Raw genomic sequence first — 17,986 nt, forward strand, 5'->3', positions numbered from 1 at the left:
ATTTTCCCACTACACTTTCAAATCCATATACTAAAAAGAAACCATTTTAAAAAGTTTATCCTCATGGTTTCTTAAATAATAAGTAATTGTAGTTATATATACCTTAGCTGAATGGTTCACATTCATGCTGTTCTTTAGTTCTTTAATTCTTTAATTCTTTAACCCCGCACAACTTCCCCATCAACTAACTCAATAATTCTATTACACTGATTCGCTACTTCAATATCATGCGTTACAATAATACTCGTTCTTCATTGAGTTGCATACGAATTTCAAGACAGGAATTTACCACCCACAGTGGAACCCGAAGTACGGTGAATCGAAACCTGTTCCGGTAAAAGAACGGAAGGTTTTTATTACCGATGTCAAGATTGGAAACGAGCAGGTCTACCAGGATACGGTGATTAAAGATGATTCCTCAAAAAAGGAAAAACAGGCATCCGGAATAAGTAAGTGATGCAGAAGATTTGCGATTTTAACACAAACTTATTAATTTCATGAAGAGTATAATGATATAAAAAGTAAAACGGGTCATTTTAATTATCCTAAATGAACTTCCATTCCCCTTAACAAATCAATCTCAACAACGAAAAAATAAGTCCGATGCAAAAGCATCGAACTTATTTTTTAAACTTGATAGCTAATAGGTATGAATTAAAATTAATATGAAGTCCAGCCGCCGTCTACAGAAATCACTTGTCCGTTTACGAAACTAGCTTCGTCTGAACCTAAGAAGATAGCCAGTTGTGCAACTTCTTCTGGTTGTCCAGCACGTGGATTAATTGCCATACCTAATGCTTGGCGGCTCGCACCAAATTCGCTCACATTTGTCATTGTAGAAGCAATGTTTGTTATGACTGCTCCAGGAGCGATACCGTTACAACGGATGTTGTTGTTCGCATACATAAAGGCAGTGTTTTTTGTTAGGCCAACGACCGCATGTTTAGATGCTGTGTAAGCGGCACCAGCACGTGCACCATATAATCCACCTGCAGAAATATTATTGACGATCGTACCGTGTCCTTGTTCCAAGAATAGATTCACTGCAATACGCATTGTTTTCATTACAGATACTGTATTCACAGAGAAAACCTTCTCCCAGCGTTCGTCTGAAACTTCACCAACAGGCTCCATTCCATCCATGATACCTGCATTATTAACAAGAATATCTAATTTCCCATAAGCTTGTTTTGTTTCATCGAAAAGACGTTGGACATCTTCATCGGAGGTAACGTTTGTTTGAACAGCAATGGCCTCTGCACCTGTAGCTTTAATTCCTTGTACTACATGTTGAGCCCCTTCTAAGTTTAAGTCTGATACAACGACTTTTGCTCCTTCTTTTGCATAACCTTCTGCAATTGCTTTCCCCATGCCTGACGCAGCACCAGTGACAATTGCTACTTTACCTTTTAATCTCATCTGAAACGGCCCCCTTTGTCTTTTATTGCACAGTTGTTCAATAAAAATTATAATAATATAAAAGAACGCTTACAATGAGCAAAAAAACGATAAATGTTCAATAATTAACAAATCGTATGAAATGTGTTCAATAAGAGGTGAAAAAAATGATGCGTACAGATATGCGTATTGTGAAAACAAAAGAGGCGTTACATAACGCATTGTTAGAATTATTAAATGAAAAAACTTTAGAAGTCATCTCCATCTCGGAAATTTGCAGAAAGGCAAAAATAAATCGTGGTACATTTTACTTGCATTATAAACAAGTAGAAGATTTATTTGAGGAGTATTTTAAAGAAATTACAACAGATTTGACACGTTCTTATCAAGAACCTTATCGCTACGTATCAGTATTGAAAACTAGTAAATTAGATCCTTCTACAATTCGGATTTTTCATCATATCGAAAAATATAAAACTTTCTATAGAATTGTTTTTTCCAAAAAGGTTCCTTTAATGTACTATTATTTATTTTTTGAGGAAATAAAGCATTTGTTACTTCAAGATAAAGAGGCTTTGCTTAAAGAAAGAGTGAACCATTCACTTTATTGTTCCTACCAAGCGAATGCAATTATTGGCATCATTATTGAGTGGTATCAAAATGATTTTTCTTATAGTACCAGTTATTTAAATGATCAACTTGTTCAATTTTTAAATATGGGAGTAGACGGTTAATTTAAAACAAAATTGTTTTATGAAATTTTTCATTCCGTCTATTTTCATTTCATATATAATTAAAATATCGGATATTCGATTAACAACTTATATATACTTAGGTAGGTGAACAATATTAATAGAAGCATAGTTTATCATTCAACATTATGTATTTATTGTCTCACATCGATTGTATATATCATCTTGCTGAACATAGAAAATGGTCGTAATTATTTGGGATTTACGATGGTTGTTCCGCTTTTAGCAGTTATTTTGTATCAAAAATTATATAAGAAACAAAAAATAGTTCATACATTGGGAATTTCACGTCCAAAAATAAAAACACTAATCTTCTCCATTTTATTTCCACTACTTCTAGGACTATGTCTCCATTTTTATTTTTATATTTATGATATTAAGTTCTTATATAATCATTGGAATGAATTAGGATTTCTCTTACTCGTTGGTCTTACAGTCGGATCTTTATCTGCATTATTAGAAGAGATTATATGGCGCGGAAATTTTCATTACTATTTACGAAAAAAATATTCATTCATACACACAGCTATTATTACAGCTTTTCTCTGGTCTTTATGGCATATACCAGTAGCAATCTTTTATAAAAATTATGAGTTTTGGTTTGTAGGAATATTAAGTTATTTCTCGTTATTATTCATGTTATCTATAATTTTGACGTACACGAGAGAGTATGGTCATTCTGTAGTACCACCCGCAATTTTACATGGTATGTTTAATGTATTTTATTTAACAGATGGATTGCAAAACAAGTGGGATGCCAGCCTAATAGAATTTATTAAATTTATCTTGCTAGCAATTGTGCTCGGCATGATGTACCTTATACCTCGAAAAGTTAAAGGATAGTTAACAATTACAGAAAAAAGGTATCACGGGGATGTTTTATTTTTCACTACAATTTCTAAGTTCCCTCTTTCGCATCTTTTAATTTTTCATTTTTAATTCCTAATGTAGCGAGAGCTAAAAAAGAAACCCTTTTGAAAAATTAATCAAAAGGGTTTCTTTTTATATTAACTTTTCATTTTATTAAAAGAGATATAAATAAATTATACTACTCTATTGTAATGCTCCAATCACCATCTGCTTTTACCGCAAAGCTATACATCCCTGAATTCTTGAAAACTTGAGAAGATGACCCTTCATACGTACCAATTTTATTTACTAACAAATTCTGATCGTTCACTTTAATAATAAAATTCCTTGAACCTGTATGTTTTAATTTAACAATGTGGTTTCCACTTGGAACATCGATGAAAACTACGTCATCACCATGACCATTAATCGTACCTGGAACCTTTTCAGATACAGGTGGTGTTTCTTGTGTTACAGTAGCATTCCAGTTGCTACTTGATTTTACTTCTAAATAATATTCTCCACTTACCGGAATAGCAGTAGATACTTTTCCTGAATAATTTCCGATAGTGTTTACTAGCAATTCTATCGTATTACCACTACTATCTTTTAGATGTACAATAAAGTTTCTTGAACCCGTATTATTAAAATCAAAGAATACTAATCCTGAATTTAGTTGCATTTTATTTGTGACTGAGTCTCCAGAACCTTCCATTTTATTCTTTTTACTTTCATATAATTCCTTTAATTGCTTATTCGCTTCTTCATTTGCAATTCTTTTTTCTTCGTTCATCCTATTTTCTTCATCTTTAATGAAATTCCCTAATAATTCTTGATTATTTAATGTTTCAACTTTAATTACTTCCTTTGCATTTAATACTACTGCTACAATTTGTCCCTCTTTAGTATCAAATGTGTATAATCCAGCTGGATTATAGTTATTATAATTTCGTACTTTTATTTTACTCTCTTCTTTTTTATCATCAAATTCCTTAGTACTCATACCAGTAATAAACAAAGATTTTATTTCTTCTGTACTATACTCTTTATATATAGGCTCTTTATCTTTCTTTACTTCATCCGACGAAGTTACTTCTTCTTTTTTTGAATCCTCTTCACTTGTCGTTTTCTCACTTACTTTCGATTCATTTACCGTAAAAGTGTCCTTTTTCGGAACAAATACAATACAAATGAATGCAACTGAAAAACATCCGAGACATGCTACAATTGCTTTCATTCTTTTTTGCCAGTCCATTCTCTTATGAAATCTAACAATGAATAACCCACTGATTATCATTCCTAATACTAATAAAAACATAAAAATACCATACATACCTAAATACCTTCCTTTTCCCTTCTTACAACAAAACACCCTATTTATTCATGCGGAAAATGCACATACCTTTCTCCATTCCAGCTATGATATTAACATATTATACTTATACATGAAATGTTTTTATTATACAAATATAATTATATTTGCATTAACAGCTAAACTAGTAGGCTAGAATTAGTAGCAAATATACAAAATAAACAAAAAAGGATTTTTTAAATTTTAATTTTCAAATAAACTTTAGTAAAAGAAAAAATCCTCCTGCAGTGTAGGAGGATTTTTAAAGTTAACTATAGGCATCGCTTAATTAATTCCCATATATCCTTCGCTTCATGTACAATTTCTGATGCAATCGCCACCACCAATTCCTTCTCCGGTATACAACAAATCACATTCCCGCCATCGCCCATGGCACAATATGAAAAGATACCATCTTCTTCTCGTAACCACCATAAGTACCCATATAGATTTTCGTTCATTATTGTCGATTCTTTTACCCATGATTTTGAAAGAATTTGCTTTCCACCATAAATACCTTTATTCAAATACAATCGTCCAAACTTAGCCATATCTCTAGCTGTTAATGTAAGTCCCCATCCGCCTGCCGAAATACCGTTTGGATCGTGTACCCATCCTTTCACATCTTTTCCGAATAAGTCATGGAATCCAAATGCTTTCATATTGTAGTTTGGAATTTCTCTCATACCGATAGGCTGAAATAGATGGTCGTTCGCAAATTCACGAGCACTTTTCCCTGTTACACTCGTAATAATTGCTGATAGTAAATGAGCTCCTGCAGATGAATATTTAAAAGTTCCAACTTGCCCGCCGTTCCCAATTCTATTAAGTGTATACTGCACCCAATCCTTTTGTGTGCATAATTCTTCTAACGGTTCCTGCCAGTCCACATAAGGATATGGAGCTGTCATTGTAAGTAGATGCCGAACTGTTACTTCAGATTCCTTAAGATTATATTCAGGAAAAAACTCTATTACTTTTTGATTAACACTTTTGATATATCCTTTATCTATACACATCCCAATTAACGCAGAAATAATCGTTTTTGTGACCGATGCCACATGAAATGTATCATCTAGACCGTAACCATTATAATAATTTTCAAAAGTAACATTACCTTTTTGCATTACTAACATACCATTAATATTTTTATATTCTTCTTTTACAACACAATCTAACTGTTCAGCCGTTTTCATTGCTCTTCCCCCTTAATCTATGATTAAAAAGGTTCGATAGGTACATATATATCGACTATATGTTTATTTTCCGGGTGCTGCCTTGGATCATTTCTATATACTTCAAAAGGATACGAATCTCTCGGTTTATATCCGCTATTCGGGAGCCATTCACCATATAAAAAGTTCCATGCTCCTTTGTATTCATCTTGGAATATTTCAAAGTGGCCTACTGCATATTTCCCTGATGGTATTGTCATTAGTCCCACTTCACTATTTCCTTCTTCTACTCCATTTGGAATTGTTATGCATAGACTTGTTCTTAAATGATAGTCCTCAGTAAACTCATGATGATCATGATAAATTGTTAATATCTTCGTATCCTCAAATACATGATAGTTTTGCTCCGCTGCGTAATGAAATAGCTTTCCTATCATTTTTGGAAAATCTATAGCTAAATCCTTATATGTACCTACGTGTCTTATGTATGCGACGTTTACTTTGTCCGCTGTTACAATTTCGACCTCTCCTCGAACCTTCTTACACTCATTGTATTGAGAACCTTCGCTAACGTCTTTGCAATTCTTGCTATTGTGATTTCTATAGTGAGACGGACTTACTCCGTACTGACTTTTAAATGTCCGGGAGAAAACTGCTGAATCCGTAAAACCATAATGATAAGCAATATCTGTAACCGTCATATCCATACGATATGTAAGTAAATGTGTTGCCCTCTCTAATTTCAAACGATTCACATACCGAGATAACGGCTCTTCCATCATCCCTTTAAAAATTCTATGAAAATGAAATTTTGAAAAGCCTGCAACATTCGCTAAATCTTCAATGGAAAGCGAATCATTTATATTTGATTCTATATAGTCTTGCACTTTATAAATACGTCGTAAATACTCATTTCTACTTTGAGAACTCTCCATGTTCTTTCCTCCTCACAACAAAAAGGCTAACTTCACGTTAGCCTACTTTACACATGTTTTAAAAATAAAACTCTACTCCCGCCGTTCCCATCATAATTTGTATGTACGGATACACCTTCTATTTCATCATCCCCAGCTTCAATTTCAAAGCCAATTTCTTGATGAAATTGTATCGATTTTTTATTAACTGGTGACGTGATTGCTTTTACAACTTTACGGTTATTTGCACGAGCGACATCGAAGAAATAAGAATATAACGTTGATGCAATTCCTTTTCTTCTAAACTTCGGATTTACACCAATAAAGTGAACGTATGCTTCATCTTTATGCGTTTGTGAAAAAAATCCACATAAGAAACCTAACATTTCTCCCTCTTCTTCAATGATAAAACTTGTTTCTTGAAAGTGGACAAAAAACAACTTCGGCAACATGTCAGCCATATTTCTTCCGCCCCACCAATCATTTAAAACAGAATGAATCTTTACATAATCTTCCCCTTGAATGTTTCTTACTCGCATGTATTCTCCCTCTCACTCACTTCATTTTTTCATAGATTTTAATGACCGTTTCTACTAAAAGAATGAATACCCATATTCCGCAAAATACAAGAATAGATTGGAATATAGACCCTAGTATGATAATACCAACTACACCTGTACCTGACCCTGAAAATGATACCTCACCAAACCCTGGATCATGTATAAGCGAGCCAGCAGAAAAGGCCATTAAAATAGACCCTATTAAATAAATAACACTCATTATTTTTAATATCTTTATAGAAAGATACGAAGTTTGTTCTTTCTCCACTTGTGATAATTCGATTTCCCCGCTCGCAATTCCTTTTTGCAGACAATCTTCGCATAAAAATTCTTCATTCATTTTTTTACCACCATGTATTGTCCCTGTTATTTCTTTACACCTTGAACATTTTCGATTTATCATTTTGTTATCACTCCAATCAACTATGATTATCTTAATATAATTCAACATTTACCTTATTATCCCTTTTATGTATTTTATAGAGAAAGGTCGTGTTTTATGATTTCGAAACTCACATTTGGTTCTAAAATAACTACTGTTCAGTATGTATTATGGCCGAGCTGTTATGCGGTTATTTTTGATCCAACTACTTCAAACATAGCTATCATTCAAAAAGGAGAACGTTATTTTTTACCAGGTGGCGGTATGGAAGGTAATGAAACAAAAGAAGAATGTTTGCATCGTGAATTACTCGAGGAATTAGGATGGACAATTGAAATCGAACAGTATATCGGTAATGCAGCGCGATATTTTTATGTGGAAAAGGAAGATACATATTATTTAAACGATGGGTTCTTTTACATTGCGAACATGGTACATAAGCAAACCGAAAATTGTGAGGAGGATCATATTTTAAGGTGGATGTCTCCATCGCTTGCTATAGAACATTTACTTCACGATCATCAAAAATGGGCTGTTGAACAAGCGCTTTTATCGCATAAACAAAAAGGATCTCCTTCTACTTGAAAGAGATCCTTCTCACTATTAACTTGCTTTTTTTAAATTGAAAGCTGGCTTCTTCACTCCGCCTTTTTTTACAACATATAATCCGATGAAGATAATAAACCCGCCAACTAATTGCATCATGTTGATTTGCTCTCCAATTGTTACAGCCGCAAAGATAACTGCGAACAATGGTACGAGATACATATAAACCATTACTTTCGTTGAGCCGATTTTACTAATACCGACATACCACATTGCAAGTCCGAAAATTGTCGCAAAGACGATTGAATATGCTAGAGAACCCCAGCTTGGCATATCTACTGGCCACGTTAATGTATTTATGTTGAATAAACAATATACAACGAGTGGTACAATTCCAATTAAAGTAGACCATGATGTGACTCTCATTGCGGAGTATTTTGTAATAAGAGGTTGCGCTAAAATTGGATACCATCCCCACGCAACTGCTGCGACTAATCCAATTACATTTCCGAGCCACGCATACTCATAAGTTGCTCCTCCTGAATGCCCTGTTAATAAAACGAATGCTGCGCCAACAAAGGCTACTATTGAACCAATTTGTACTTTCATCGAAAAACGTTCTTGTTTGTGCAATACTGCTAATATCCCTGTAAATATAGGTGACATCGCAATTAATAATGAGGCGTTCGTTGCTGAAGTATATTTCACAGATAGCATAAACATCGTTTGATACATTGTCGTACCAACGATACCGACTGCTAATAGTCGTAACCAATCTTTTCTTTCAATACGTAATGAGCGTTCCATTAAAAATGTAATAAGTAATAATACCGGTGATGCTACTAAAAATCGTAAACTATTAAATTGAATGGATGACATAAATGCCACGCCATACTTTCCAATTGTATAATTTGCTCCCCATACTAACGCTACTGATACTAGGAGCCATTCCATTTGCCATCGTTTCATCCGAATCTCCCCTTCCCTATTTAGCATAGTAAAATTGGCTGGATATAACACCGTCCAATTGGCTGTTTTTTTACCCAGCCAATTTGTTATACTTGATGTAGTTAAGAGATGCGGAGGCGTTTTTATGGAATGGAAGCTAGATAACGACAGCAAAATCCCAATTTATCAGCAAGTTGTTGACTTTATTGAAAGACGCATTACATATGGAGAGCTTCCCCCAGGTAGCTTCCTCCCTTCAGAACGGAAATTAGCTACGCAGTTAAATGTAAACCGAAGTACGGTAACGACTGCTTATAATGAGCTACGTGCTATGGGAATTGTAGAAAGTACGACTGGTAAAGGTACACGTGTGAGTACACATATGTGGGGTGTTTCTCCAACATTAACGCCGAACTGGAGAGGTTTCGTAGAAGGCGGGACTTTCTTACCAAATTTACCGTTACTTCGCCATATTCGGGCAGAAGTACAGCAAAATGAAAACATTATAGATTTCGCAAACGGAGAGCTCGGTTGTAACCTCTATCCTCACGATCAACTACAAATGATTTTACGAGAACAACCGTTAACACAATCATTAAGTTACGATCATCCCCAGGGGTATCTCCCGCTAAGACAAGCGGTGGTAAAATATATGAAGGATTATTTAAAAATTGAAGCGACCGAACAGTCGATTATGATTACATCTGGCGCGCAGCAAGCACTTCACCTTATTGTACAATGTTTATTAAATCCAGGTGATGCAGTCGCTTTCGAAAGTCCTTCTCACTGCTATTCATTACCGCTATTCCAATCAGCAGGTATTCGTATTTTCCCTTTGCCTGTCGATGAACACGGTATTAATCCAGACGATGTGCAAGAGTTATATAGAAAGCATCGTATTAAAATGATCTTTTTAAATCCAAATTTCCAAAATCCTACTGGAACGATGCTGCATCCAAATCGGAGAAAAAAACTGCTATCACTTTGTGCGGACTTACGAATTGCAATCGTTGAAGATGATCCGTCTAGTTTACTTACGCTAGAAAATAAACAACCTTGCCCTACTTTGAAATCAATTGATGAAAATGGAACTGTCATTTATGTACATTCTTTATCAAAAATGATTGCGCCAGGGTTACGAGTTGGTTGGCTTGTCGCCCCGCAGTCTGTAGTCGAGCGATTATCAGACGCGCGTCACCAAATGGAATTAGGAATGAGTATATTCCCGCAGTGGCTTATGCAGCAATTTTTCGAAACTGTACCATTTCAGTCTCATATAGTTCCTTTACGAAAACAACTAGCAGAAAAAAGAGACATTATCGTCCGTGCCCTAAACGAACAACTTCACGATAAAATCTCTTTTTCCAATCCGACCGGTGGTATATACATATGGGGGAAATTAAACGAACCGATAAACGAAAAACAACTCATTATGCAAAGCTTAAAACAAGAAATCGCCTTTATGCCAGGTAGTATTTTCGGCGCGAAAGATGGTTATATACGTTTGTCTTATGGAAAAGTAAATATTGATCAAATTGAGGAAGGTATTTCTCGTTTGCGTGAGGCTATTTTGGTTTGTGAAAAATAACATGAGGTAAAGAGATCTCGTTTGACAAAAGATAAATCTACCATTATTATCAACACGAACCTATTTATAGGAGTGATTACAATGAAAATTTACGTTGATGCAGATGCTTGTCCTGTAAAAGATGTGATTATTTTTGAAGCTACGAATGCCGAAATCCCTGTTACGCTCGTTACTAGCTTTTCTCATTATTCTAATGCCCAGCAGCCAAAAGGTGTGGAAACAATTTATGTTGATTCCGGAGCAGATGCTGCGGATTACCGGATTATGCAGTTAGCAAAAAAAGAAGATTTAATCGTTACGCAAGATTACGGTCTTGCTTCGCTCGCTTTAGCAAAAGGCTGTATCGTTCTACACCATAAAGGCTATAAGTATACGAATGAAAACATTGACCAACTATTACAAACACGTTATTTAAGTGCAATGGTTCGAAAAAACGGCAAGCGTACAAAGGGGCCAAAACCATTTACAGCAGAAGATAGAGAGAAATTTAGAGAGCTGTTTAAAAAAGAGATCTCACTCTAGAAATGAACATTCTATTTGTAGGGAAAACTTAGCAAAGAAAAGAAGAGAATATCCAAATGAACATTCTCTTCTTGAGGTTTACCCGTTTAAAAAGAAGGTAAATTATCTAAGTTATTTTCTTTCATACCATCAGGTTCACTACGTATAATATCCCTGCCATACTTATGAAATACATCCACATGAGCTAACTTTCCTGATTTTGCTTCACTAAGAGCAGTAATATAATCTAACTCTCTCCCGCTACTTGTTTTAAAAGCAATTAAATCCCCATCATCATTTTTACGAACTGCAACTATTTGTTCTGCCCCTGAATCGACTTCCTGGGCTACTTCCAATTGAGCCTGCTCTTCTCCTTGATGTAAGTAATCATTATAAACTTTTTGAAAGTCTTTTTTATCCAATAAACTCACCTCCAAAACATTTTATTAGTATGTTTGGAAGGTAGTGGTTTTATGTACTTCTTCCATCAAGTTCACAAAAATACACTCCCTCAAAGAGATAACCCGAATCATAATTTTTTCAATCTAATACAAATTCATTTTAGAATCCTATAGAGTATCTCTCAATTTAAGCTTAATTAAAGTGTTAATATTTTCCTGATAATATTATAATTTATTTATATCGAAAAAAAATATGAAATGGAGAATGATTATGTTGAATATAGATATTAATCGTTTAACTGATATTTGTTTAGACTATCAGCAGTCTAGATTTTATGTTACTAGAATACCTAAAGATTTCTTATCAATTGCAAATACACGTTTTTCTATACCAACAGATGACCAAATTATCGCTTTTTTAAGTTGTAATTTGTTTGGATCAGGAAAATATGGCGTTTACTTTACAAGTTCAGGTCTATACTGGAAAAATTGGCTGTTAGGTAAAGGAAATATAAAATGGGATCAATTAAATAAAGTGCAACAAATTGAAATTGATAAAGATAGCTTTTTATCTTTTAATGCACAAAAAAGCTTTAATATTAACGGAAGTGATTATCCTCCGCTGTTATTTAAAGAATTACTTATAACTCTTACAAATTCATTCCAAAATTCAAAGCAAAATGATATACATCCAGTTATAAAAGTTGATGAGATAAAATCAATCTGTTCTTTGTTTGAGACGTACGATGAATTATTAGAACCTGATAATGGATTATTTGTAGACACTCATATTTCACACAAAAAATCAAAGGAAATTGGGGCACGATACATTGTTTCAAAAGAAGAAGAAATCATTGCTTTTTTAGATACATCTGTCCTTGGTAATTTGAGTAAAGGATCCGATGGAGTATTAATTTGTCAATCAGGTATATATTTTAGAGAAACTTTTGTACACTTGTATTTTCCATGGCATGTCTTTAGGAATATCCCTATTACTTTGACTTCAAATGAATTAGAAATCGGAAAAGGAAACATATTTCATCTTCAACATGCTAGAATGCCTAGTCAAGAGATTCTATTATTCATCAAGAATTTAAAACAATATGTTAATACTTTATATGAAGAAAATCCGCAACTACATATGTAATAAACTAGTTATTACATATAATTTTTTACATAGTTGAGTCTAAAATTCCAATTCAACTAAAAAACGATCATTTTTGTAGGGAAGCCACAGCAATGATCGTTTTCTAAATCTTATTCTTTGCTAAAATACTCATTTATGATGGAATCGGGTGATGAACCCCACGCTCTAATTCGAAGACATTTTTTAATATCTACGTAATTTTTTCAAAGTCTCCAATATATCATCTGTAAAGGCCGTACTACCCTCTGTCTCTAAAACTCTGAAATATAAACTTCTTAAGAAAGCTCTAATATTTTGTACTAAAATATCATGCTGGGGATGCGGAATGTCTTCAACAATTGCTATACTATGTAGCCAGTTGCTCCATTCTTCTTCAGTTAAAAGATTTTGGTTCCGTAACGACATAATTGGCGTTACTAATCTCTCATCCTCAAAGTGTATGTATACGTAGTCATTCATACGAACCTTCTGACGAACGGCAGCAAGGATTGCATATGAAAACTCACGATTTCGTATTGTACGTGCTAAAGCATCTAGTGCATCAGCCGCATGTGCAGTTGAGTGTGCCCAACCTTTTCCTTCTACGTAACCCCTTACATCTTCTTCTAAATAGACATATTCCAGCACTTGTTCTGCTACACTGTACAGTTGTTCTTCAGATAGCAATGGTTCTCTTTCATGAACAGATAATATAAGTGGTGGAATTAATACGGAGAACGCACGTTTAAAAACAGAGTCTGTTCCCTTTTCACCAATTTTATAAAATAAATAATCAGGACTAATTGCTTGTAACATTAATCCTCGTAATTCTTTTTGTCTAAACACATCATTTGTAATCCATGTGTGAAGTGTACTATAAATTAATTCATCACGTAATTCAGCATCAGGTGATCCGATATAATCTAGCATCCACTGTGCATATGGATATGCATCTACATCTTCTGGTACAGCATAATTATTATTTTTAATTTGTTGTAGTTCTTCTTTTAGTTCTTGTACTTCTGTCATTATATTTCCTGTCCCCTTTTAAAGATTTTTTTATATTTCCCCTTTTACCTTATCTCCCTGCAATTCATTTCATAAAATTAAGTAGATTTCTAAAATCGTTTTCACTAAGTACCTATCCTTCTATGAAATTGATTCAATTATATAAAATTTCTCTCGAGAAATAAAAGGAAATACATTGGAACACCAAAGCTTCTCATTTTGTTTACATGCATTTCATGTAAGTTTAGGTTATAAAATAAATTATGTTTTTTCATTTGTATTCAAACGTAGTTACAATCAAAATTTGAATCATTTTAGAACTTGTTTAATAAATTCTGTTTTAGCTTTTGTGTGCGCTTCTCTATCTTGGTTAAATCTTTTAGCTAACTCTTGCTTAAGAATTGAATACTCATAAACTAATTGTGGATTTTCTTGTAAACGTTTACGAAATAAAAGTTGTTGCTCCCATCGCTCATTTCCTTTAACCATCAAATGCAGATGAGCTACACGCCTATTATTCTTAACCTTCACAAAGAACCTTCTCCAAGGTCTTTCATCTAATTCAGGGCTTACATAATGCCAATCATATATAGTCAATTCAGCTGCAATATCTATTACTCTATCAAATGAGTCTGTTTCAGCCATTAGATCAATTATAGGTTTTGCAGGTAAACCAGGTATGGATGTACTTCCTATATGTATTACCTTACTTATACCGAGAGGAGTAAGCAGTTCATAAAGTTGCTGTTCTTCACATCTTCCTTTATCTTGCCAATCAGGATTTGCATTAACTATCTCTACTGACTCATTCGCCCATAAAGGCCAATCATTTGGATTATTTTTTTTATCCATCCAAAACATCTCCTTTCACAAATTATAACACTATTTTTTATGTTGAAATTCCATATTTATAGAGACAAATTATTTCAATTCATTATTTTAACTCATTCAAAACTGCAATAACTTTTATTACATCTATATTTGGTAGAGTTTAAACCATAGATAGCTACACCTTTTCTACCTTATTATTCTGCTATATAAACGATTTTATATTCCTTTAAATACAACTACCGGTTCATCAAAATTATTATTCTGAAATACAACATCCGCACACTCTTTCGGATTATGCTCATCTATATACATCTTACAAGCTTCATGATACCTGTTCAAAAATATTTTCTCGGCTTCTTCATAACTTCCAAACGCTTCGGTTTCTCGCTTTGCACCACGTTTTCTCGCAATCTCGAAATCAGTATCTACAAAAATTTTATAATCAAATAGATGCTCAATGTCTTTTTTCAATAGAAATGTTCCATCTACTATTAGCACCATATTTGACAAGGTCACTAGCGGCTCATTATGTACAGAGACATCCGTTATTAAGTTATGAGAAATCGTTTCATACTGTAAATTCCCGCTAGGTCCTAAAGGCTTTAATAATCTTTCTTTGAAAGCTGTATAATCGTGTGCATCTTCGTAATACCCTCTTGCTGATTCTTTACCTTGTGTATAGCGAATTGCTCTCGGGTTATGAAAATCATCAATGCTTGCACGTGTTACTGGTACTCCGCACTGTTTCAATTCCTCCGCTAGTTCATTTGCAAATGTTGTCTTTCCTGAGGCTGTAATACCACTCACTCCAACTCTTATTGGATGAGTTAAGTTTAACGTTAAAATATGATTAGCAATTTCTTTCATTCGTTTTTGGCGATGCACGATATGACCTCCTCATTTTTGTTTACATAACAAAATTATGATAAATAAAAATGTCGCTACTTGTCGGTATATTTTTATTGATATACATATTCCTTATTTCCCTTTAAACCCTCGATATAAAGCAGTCCGTAACTCTTGCTTGTATTCCTCAATTTCTGGCATATCGAGCTCTTCTGCTAATCGAATTGCTAATTCAATATCATACGGTACACGTACGAGTTGAATGGAAAAGCTCGCTGCTTCCTTTTCATTGTAAGTTCCTTCAAAGATTAAATAGGATGCTTGTGTAATCTCAAGAGGGTTTCCTACGCTACCAGCATTACATAACGTTTTCCCTCTAAAATTTTGAACATACGCTTGGTGAACGTCACCGTAGCAAACGACATCTGGTTTTCTTTCCCCTTCTATATTTTCCGTCAAATCGCTATTTTCGAACATACTAACACGCTCTTCTCTTGAAGCGTGTGGTTGAATTCTTTCATACAAACTTCTCGGTGAAGCGTGGAACATACGAATGAGTTTCCCGCTCATATAAAACTCGATGGAAAATGGTAAACTCCTTAAATATTCATTTTGTTCTTCTGACAGTTGTTTTTGATGCCATTTTAACGCTTCAAATTCAGTTGGCTTTGTAATGAAATCATCCCAGTTCCCCATTACAACTCCTTCACATTCTTTACGAATGATTTCAATCACTTCGCTAGAATGAGGACCTTTTCCTACTAAATCTCCAAGACAAATAATGCGTTCGATTCCTCTTAATTTAATATCTTGCAGTACTGATTCTAAAGCCGGAATATTACCATGAATATCTGAAATTATCGCTATTTTATCCAAATGAACCCCTCCGTTATTTATTGTTTATTATATCCATATGATATGATTGATACCATTTCGGAATATAGGATAAAAAATGATTATGGTCTTCTAAAATTCGGTTTAATCTCTCCTTCATATCATCTACTAAATGCGGTGTGCTTCGGTTCGTCCACACAATATCCGCCGGGAATGTCATCGCTGCATACAATGAGTACAGTTTCCAAAAATAGAGCGACGGATCACCTCCGCAATAACCGTGAACTTGTCCAACCGCAAATGGTTTGCTTATTCTTGTAGTAAAAATCGCTACATTATAAAAATCGTGTATTGGATCGCCAAAATCATATCCACCAAAATCGATAACGATAAATTCATTATTATGAATCATACTATTTGCTGGATGGAAGTCATCGTGTAAAAAGGTGATTGGACGATTTTTCAATAAATCTTTATGATTTTTTACAAAGGTTAATACGGGCTTCAAATCCAGAAAGTTCACCTCATAATCTGCTAATGCTTCTATATATCTTTCGTACTTATTCCATCTAATTGTTTCCCATTTATTACTTGCACTTTCTCTTTCAATTGAGTGAATCCTCTTTAGTACTTCTCCTGCTTTTCTTCCTGCATTATACTGTTCTTCCGCCGATAGCTTACTTAAGCCCTCTTCACCATTTACACCTCGGGTCCATTCAAATACTTGAACACATTTATTTAATTCCTCAAGTTTTATGAAATGAATTAACTTCGGCGTTGGAATATGTAATGATTCTAATTGTTTCATATACGTATATTCTTCTTGTTTTCGTTCAAAGTTAACAGCATCACATACTTTTATAAAATACGTTACTCTGTTTTCTAATTCCACTTTATATTTCTCTTCATGTGAAAACCCTTTTGAAATAACTGTACATTTTACAATTCGAGGCCACCCTAGTTTTCTCTCTATCTCTCTTAACATTTCTTCCACAAAACTCACCTCTATTAATATACGTACATACTACCTAACACTTCATACTCTCGTTTATTTTTCCCTTTAAATTCCACTGCAAATGGATTTTCACCATTCTTATTCAAATGTTCTAGCACTAGACCTCCCCCTACTGGTTCACAAAACTGCACACTAATACCACCAAACAATACACTTTGACACTCCGCATTCCATTCTTCATTTTTCATGACTGAGCTTGCAGTTAGCTCCATTACTTCTTCCCATTTCCGCACTGTTTCTCGAACATTTTTCACTGCGTAATGAATCGTTTCAATTTGTTGTACTTTGTTTTTATGTTCAGTGATTGTTCCTATGTTACGTAAATCGTTTCTTCTTTCTTCGTCCGTTTCATTCCATTGTATAAAGAAAGGTAATTTCGGTCCGTTCTCTTCTTGCTTTACAAATAACATTTTCCATTCTAAAAGACGGCCATCTTTCCTCATACGTTTTCCTTCAAATGGTCCTATCGTATGTAAGCCGTGCTTGTTAAGCTTAACTGCTAGTTCTTCAATTTCATCTGTTCGAATTGCGATTTGTAGCATCCCTTCTCCATTTTGCAATTTAACAACCGTTTCCTGTACTAATGGATTTTCTGCTTCTTTCGCTTTTTCTTCATGCTTAACTGCTAAAAATTCTATATATGATAAATCAAAGTAACATAAACTATTCCAAGTCCCCCAGTTTGTATGCTCACCGCCTAACGCAGTATGAAAACCTAGTGCCTGCATTTGTTTTGTCGCCTCCTCAGGCGTACAATGAACTGCGTGAACGAGATGATCAAATGTTAACATTTTCTTTCTCCCCTTTCTCTCCATCCTTTTATTGTATATTTTCTTTTTATTTCATTCAATTCAAAAAAATTTAAAACCTAGTTGATTTATATGATTAATATGTATTATAATAAAACAAATTTAAATATTGCTGATTGGAAAAACCAAAGGCACTTTTCTCATACGGGAAA

Annotated in this window: 20 protein-coding genes and 1 pseudogene; 6 read left to right on the top strand and 15 right to left on the bottom strand. The window is 34.1% G+C overall.

Features of this window, described 5'->3' with window-relative positions:
* Positions 1–158: 158 nt before the first annotated feature.
* Both MHB76_RS14560 and MHB76_RS14565 read right to left on the bottom strand, forming a co-directional pair.
* Positions 159–251: pseudogene (locus tag MHB76_RS14560) on the bottom strand (ABC transporter ATP-binding protein); the annotation flags it as partial.
* A gap of 409 nt (positions 252–660) precedes the next feature.
* Complete coding sequence (locus tag MHB76_RS14565; RefSeq protein ID WP_002200050.1) at positions 661–1,419, bottom strand: SDR family oxidoreductase; 759 nt, start codon at positions 1,417–1,419, stop codon at positions 661–663.
* A 146-nt stretch (positions 1,420–1,565) separates the two neighbouring features.
* Here MHB76_RS14565 and MHB76_RS14570 point away from each other — a divergent pair, with 146 nt between their 5' ends.
* Positions 1,566–2,132, top strand: coding sequence for a TetR/AcrR family transcriptional regulator (locus MHB76_RS14570; RefSeq protein WP_078174727.1), 567 nt, complete (start codon positions 1,566–1,568; stop codon positions 2,130–2,132).
* 225 nt (positions 2,133–2,357) lie between these two features.
* Positions 2,358–2,993: a CPBP family intramembrane glutamic endopeptidase gene (locus MHB76_RS14575; protein WP_206775145.1), complete on the top strand. Its 636-nt coding sequence runs from the start codon at positions 2,358–2,360 to the stop codon at positions 2,991–2,993.
* 205 nt (positions 2,994–3,198) lie between these two features.
* Here the strand turns inward: MHB76_RS14575 and MHB76_RS14580 are convergent, their stop codons facing one another.
* The 5 genes from MHB76_RS14580 to MHB76_RS14600 all read right to left on the bottom strand — a co-directional run bounded on the left by MHB76_RS14580 (position 3,199) and on the right by MHB76_RS14600 (position 7,402).
* Entirely contained in the window at positions 3,199–4,332 is a 1,134-nt protein-coding gene (locus tag MHB76_RS14580; protein ID WP_199709719.1) for a tripartite tricarboxylate transporter TctB family protein, read from the bottom strand.
* Between the two features lie 290 nt (positions 4,333–4,622).
* Positions 4,623–5,546 (bottom strand): serine hydrolase domain-containing protein, encoded by a 924-nt coding sequence (locus MHB76_RS14585; protein WP_078174730.1) that lies wholly within the window; start codon positions 5,544–5,546, stop codon positions 4,623–4,625.
* 23 nt (positions 5,547–5,569) lie between these two features.
* Entirely contained in the window at positions 5,570–6,460 is an 891-nt protein-coding gene (locus MHB76_RS14590) for an AraC family transcriptional regulator (RefSeq protein ID WP_002161292.1), read from the bottom strand.
* A 47-nt stretch (positions 6,461–6,507) separates the two neighbouring features.
* Entirely contained in the window at positions 6,508–6,978 is a 471-nt protein-coding gene (locus MHB76_RS14595) for a GNAT family N-acetyltransferase (RefSeq protein ID WP_002161291.1), read from the bottom strand.
* 16 nt (positions 6,979–6,994) lie between these two features.
* A complete protein-coding gene (locus tag MHB76_RS14600) occupies positions 6,995–7,402 on the bottom strand; it encodes a DUF3980 domain-containing protein (RefSeq protein ID WP_078174782.1) in 408 nt (135 codons plus the stop codon).
* Between the two features lie 96 nt (positions 7,403–7,498).
* Here MHB76_RS14600 and MHB76_RS14605 point away from each other — a divergent pair, with 96 nt between their 5' ends.
* Positions 7,499–7,966 (top strand): NUDIX hydrolase, encoded by a 468-nt coding sequence (locus MHB76_RS14605; RefSeq protein ID WP_078174731.1) that lies wholly within the window; start codon positions 7,499–7,501, stop codon positions 7,964–7,966.
* 18 nt (positions 7,967–7,984) lie between these two features.
* On the opposite strand, the gene MHB76_RS14610 is transcribed toward MHB76_RS14605, so the two are convergent.
* Positions 7,985–8,896 carry an EamA family transporter gene (locus MHB76_RS14610; RefSeq protein WP_199709718.1) on the bottom strand — a complete coding sequence of 304 codons (912 nt, stop codon included), beginning with the start codon at positions 8,894–8,896 and terminating at the stop codon, positions 7,985–7,987.
* A gap of 124 nt (positions 8,897–9,020) precedes the next feature.
* Here MHB76_RS14610 and pdxR point away from each other — a divergent pair, with 124 nt between their 5' ends.
* Both pdxR and MHB76_RS14620 read left to right on the top strand, forming a co-directional pair.
* A complete protein-coding gene (gene pdxR / locus MHB76_RS14615; RefSeq protein WP_078174733.1) occupies positions 9,021–10,463 on the top strand; it encodes a MocR-like pyridoxine biosynthesis transcription factor PdxR in 1,443 nt (480 codons plus the stop codon).
* An 81-nt stretch (positions 10,464–10,544) separates the two neighbouring features.
* Positions 10,545–10,985, top strand: coding sequence for a YaiI/YqxD family protein (locus MHB76_RS14620; RefSeq protein WP_340986939.1), 441 nt, complete (start codon positions 10,545–10,547; stop codon positions 10,983–10,985).
* 86 nt (positions 10,986–11,071) lie between these two features.
* Here MHB76_RS14620 and MHB76_RS14625 read toward each other — a convergent pair whose 3' ends face one another.
* Positions 11,072–11,386 carry a DUF3892 domain-containing protein gene (locus tag MHB76_RS14625; RefSeq protein ID WP_078174735.1) on the bottom strand — a complete coding sequence of 105 codons (315 nt, stop codon included), beginning with the start codon at positions 11,384–11,386 and terminating at the stop codon, positions 11,072–11,074.
* Positions 11,387–11,636: 250 nt separating this feature from the next.
* Between MHB76_RS14625 and MHB76_RS14630 the strand changes: the two genes are divergently transcribed.
* Positions 11,637–12,512: a hypothetical protein gene (locus tag MHB76_RS14630; RefSeq protein WP_078174736.1), complete on the top strand. Its 876-nt coding sequence runs from the start codon at positions 11,637–11,639 to the stop codon at positions 12,510–12,512.
* A 183-nt stretch (positions 12,513–12,695) separates the two neighbouring features.
* Here MHB76_RS14630 and MHB76_RS14635 read toward each other — a convergent pair whose 3' ends face one another.
* From MHB76_RS14635 to MHB76_RS14660, 6 genes are all read right to left on the bottom strand, one after another.
* Positions 12,696–13,520: a DUF2785 domain-containing protein gene (locus tag MHB76_RS14635; protein WP_340986942.1), complete on the bottom strand. Its 825-nt coding sequence runs from the start codon at positions 13,518–13,520 to the stop codon at positions 12,696–12,698.
* 288 nt (positions 13,521–13,808) lie between these two features.
* The gene (locus tag MHB76_RS14640) at positions 13,809–14,351 is read right to left on the bottom strand and encodes a GrpB family protein (protein WP_340986944.1); all 543 of its coding nucleotides are present in this window, start codon (positions 14,349–14,351) and stop codon (positions 13,809–13,811) included.
* A gap of 195 nt (positions 14,352–14,546) precedes the next feature.
* On the bottom strand, positions 14,547–15,215 hold the full coding sequence (locus tag MHB76_RS14645) for an AAA family ATPase (protein WP_340986946.1): 669 nt from the start codon (positions 15,213–15,215) through the stop codon (positions 14,547–14,549).
* A 93-nt stretch (positions 15,216–15,308) separates the two neighbouring features.
* Complete coding sequence (locus MHB76_RS14650) at positions 15,309–16,052, bottom strand: metallophosphoesterase family protein (RefSeq protein ID WP_078174740.1); 744 nt, start codon at positions 16,050–16,052, stop codon at positions 15,309–15,311.
* 13 nt (positions 16,053–16,065) lie between these two features.
* Positions 16,066–17,004 carry an aminoglycoside phosphotransferase family protein gene (locus tag MHB76_RS14655; protein ID WP_078174741.1) on the bottom strand — a complete coding sequence of 313 codons (939 nt, stop codon included), beginning with the start codon at positions 17,002–17,004 and terminating at the stop codon, positions 16,066–16,068.
* A gap of 14 nt (positions 17,005–17,018) precedes the next feature.
* Positions 17,019–17,816, bottom strand: coding sequence for a VOC family protein (locus tag MHB76_RS14660; RefSeq protein WP_078174742.1), 798 nt, complete (start codon positions 17,814–17,816; stop codon positions 17,019–17,021).
* Positions 17,817–17,986: the final 170 nt, after the last annotated feature.

Origin of the sequence: Bacillus sp. FSL M7-1345, from assembly GCF_038006985.1 — a bacterium.
Taxonomy (GTDB): Bacteria; Bacillota; Bacilli; order Bacillales; family Bacillaceae_G; genus Bacillus_A; species Bacillus_A cereus_U.